This is a genomic window from Streptomyces sp. DvalAA-14 (assembly GCF_900091855.1).
Classification (GTDB): Bacteria; Actinomycetota; Actinomycetes; order Streptomycetales; family Streptomycetaceae; genus Actinacidiphila.
In genome coordinates, this window is record NZ_FMCH01000369.1 from 1 (window position 1) to 2,866 (window position 2,866).

Below are 2,866 nucleotides of genomic sequence, written 5' to 3' on the forward strand. Positions count from 1 at the left end.
CGCTGGCCTGGTGACCGGCGCCACCGGCTACATCGGCGGCCGGCTCGTCCCCGAACTGCTGGCCGCCGGCTACCGGGTGCGGTGCGCCGCCCGGACCCCGGAAAAGCTCCGCGACCACCCGTGGGCGGGCCGGGTGGAGACGGTCCGCTCCGATGTACTGGACGCCGGATCGGTGGCCGAGGCGATGCGCGATGTCGATGTCGCCTACTACCTGGTGCACTCGCTCGGCAGCGGCGACGACTTCGAGCGCACCGACCGGGAGGCGGCCCGGATCTTCGGCGAGCAGGCGCTGGCGGCAGGTGTCCGCCGGATCGTCTACCTCGGCGGCCTGACCCCGGCCGGGGTGCCGGAGCGGGAACTCTCCCCGCACCTGCGGTCCCGCACCGAGGTCGGCCGGATCCTGCTGCGCTCCGGGGTGCCGGCCGCGGTGCTGCGGGCCGCGGTGATCATCGGCTCCGGGTCGGCGTCGTTCGAGATGCTGCGCTATCTCACCGAGCGGCTGCCGGTCATGGTCACGCCGAGCTGGGTGCGCACCCGCATCCAGCCGATCGGCGTCCGCGACGTGCTGCGGTATCTGGTCGGCAGCGCGGAACTGCCCGCCGAGGTCAGCCGCACCTTCGACATCGGCGGCCCCGAGGTGGTCACCTACCGGGACATGATGCGGCGGTACGCGGCGGTGGCGGGCCTCAACCCGCGGCTGATCGTGCCGGTGCCGGTGCTCACCCCGAGCCTGTCGAGCCACTGGGTCGGCCTGGTCACCCCGGTCCCGGCCTCGATCGCCCGCCCGCTGGCCGAGTCCTTGCGCCACGAGGTGGTCTGCGCCGAGCACGACATCGCCGACTACGTACCGGATCCGCCCGGCCGCCCCGCGGACATCGACCAGGCGCTGGGCCTGGCGCTGCGCCGGGTCAGGGACGCCCAGGTGGAAACCCGCTGGTCGTCGGCCTCGGTGCCGGGCGCGCCCAGCGACCCGCTGCCCACCGACCCGGACTGGGCCGGCGGCAGCCTCTCCACCGATGTGCGGGAGCTGTACGTGCGGTGCTCCCCGCAGGCCCTGTGGCGGGTCGTGGAGGGGATCGGCGGCGAGCACGGCTGGTACTCCTTCCGGCTGGCCTGGGCGGTCCGCGGCCGGCTGGACCGGCTGGTGGGCGGCGTCGGCCTGCGGCGGGGGCGCCGGGACGCGGAGCACCTGCGGGTCGGCGACTCGCTGGACTTCTGGCGGGTGGAGGAGATCCAGCCGGGCCGGCTGCTGCGGCTGCGCGCGGAGATGCGGCTGCCGGGCCTGGCCTGGCTGGAGATGTGCGTCGCGCCCGCGGGCCGGCCCGGGGTGTCGCACTACCGTCAGCGCGCCATCTTCCATCCGCGCGGGCTGATGGGGCACGCCTACTGGTGGAGCGTGTCGCCGTTCCACGCGGCGGTGTTCGGCGGCATGGCCCGCAACATCGCGGCGGCGGCGGTACGCCACGACCGGGCCGCGGGCACGGACGGGGGTGCGGCGGACCCGGCCGGGGGTGCGGACGGGGGTGCGGACCGTCGGCCGGCGCCCCGGCGCAGGTCGGGGGCCGGAACCGGGGAGGGGGCCGGTGGCGGCGACGGGCGCCCGACGCCGTAATGTCGGCAGTACGCTGTGTTGTCCTGAGGCCATCACCGCCCGGGGAACCGGGTGTTCGCCGCGAGGGAGCCGTCTGCGTCATGAGCCGTCGTTCGACCGGTCCGGTGTCCGCGTGGGCCGACGTCCAGCGGCAGCGGCAGCGCCAAGTGGAGGCGCAGCACCGCTCCGACGCCCAGCGGCAGCGCGAGGCGGAGCGGCGGCAGCGGGCCGCCGAACGGGCCCAGTCCCTCAGCCGCCGAGAGCAGCAGGCGGCCTACCGCGGCCGGCGGGAGCAGGACGCCCGCGACCGCACCGACGAACTCGACCGCAGAATGGCCGAGTTGGCCGCCCTGCTGCGCTCGGGCTGTTCGGCGCCGGAGTTCTCGCCCGACGCCCTGCTGGCCTCCGAGCAGTTGGAGCCCTTCGCGCCGGGCCGGCTCGCCGAGCCGATCGCGATGCCGCGGGCCGAGCTGTATCTGCCGGCGCAGCGCTCGGGTTGGGGTCTGGGTTCCGGCGCACGGGCGCAGGAGCAGGCGGCGCGGGCGCGTTACGAGAGCGACTTGCGGGCCGCGCAGAGCGCCGAGGCGCGACGGCAGCAGCAACTGGCCGGCTACCGGGAGCAGTACCGGCAGTGGGCCGATGCCCGGCTGGCCGAGGTCCGGCGGCACAACGCCGAGGTCGCGCGAACGATGACGGCGGTGCGGCGCGGTGAACCCACCGCCGTGGTCGAGTACCTGACGGCCGCGCTCTATGCCTCCCAGGTCTGGCCGGAAGGACTCCCCCGTCAGGTGTCGGCGTCCTTCGAACCGCCGGAGCGGCGCCTGCTGCTCAACTGGGAGCTGCCGCCCTTCTCGGTGGTGCCGGAGAGTTCGGCGGTGCGCTATCTGCCGGGCGCGGACCGGGACAAGGAGGTGGCCAGGCCGGTCACCGAGCGCCGCGCCGCCTACCGCGACCTGCTGGCCCAGTGCCTGCTGCTGGTGCTGCGGGAGGTGTTCGGCGCCGACCGGTTCGAGCTGCTGGACTCGGTGGTGCTCAACGGCTTCGTGGACGACGTCGATCCGGCCACCGGGCACCGCACGCCGGTGTTCCTGGCCGCGGTCGCCGTGTCGAGAACCGACTTCGAGGCGGTGAACCTGGCCGCGGTGGACGCGGCGGACTGCCTGGTCGACGGCCTGGGCGGGCAGCTGTCCGCGCGGCCGGACCGGCGCGCCGCGGTCGCCGCCCGCCCGGCTGCCGGGCACGGCCGGGCGGGCGGTGGTCTCGCACGGCGGCGAG

At 75.7% G+C, this 2,866-nt stretch carries 1 protein-coding gene and 1 pseudogene; both read left to right on the forward strand.

The window, feature by feature from the left end:
- Nucleotides 1–7 precede the first annotated feature (7 nt).
- Nucleotides 8–1,612, forward strand: a complete 1,605-nt coding sequence (locus tag GA0115240_RS19130) for an SDR family oxidoreductase (protein WP_093737900.1) — start codon at nt 8–10, stop codon at nt 1,610–1,612.
- Nucleotides 1,613–1,692: 80 nt separating this feature from the next.
- Nucleotides 1,693–2,866 (forward strand): annotated as a pseudogene (locus GA0115240_RS19135) (restriction endonuclease); the annotation flags it as partial.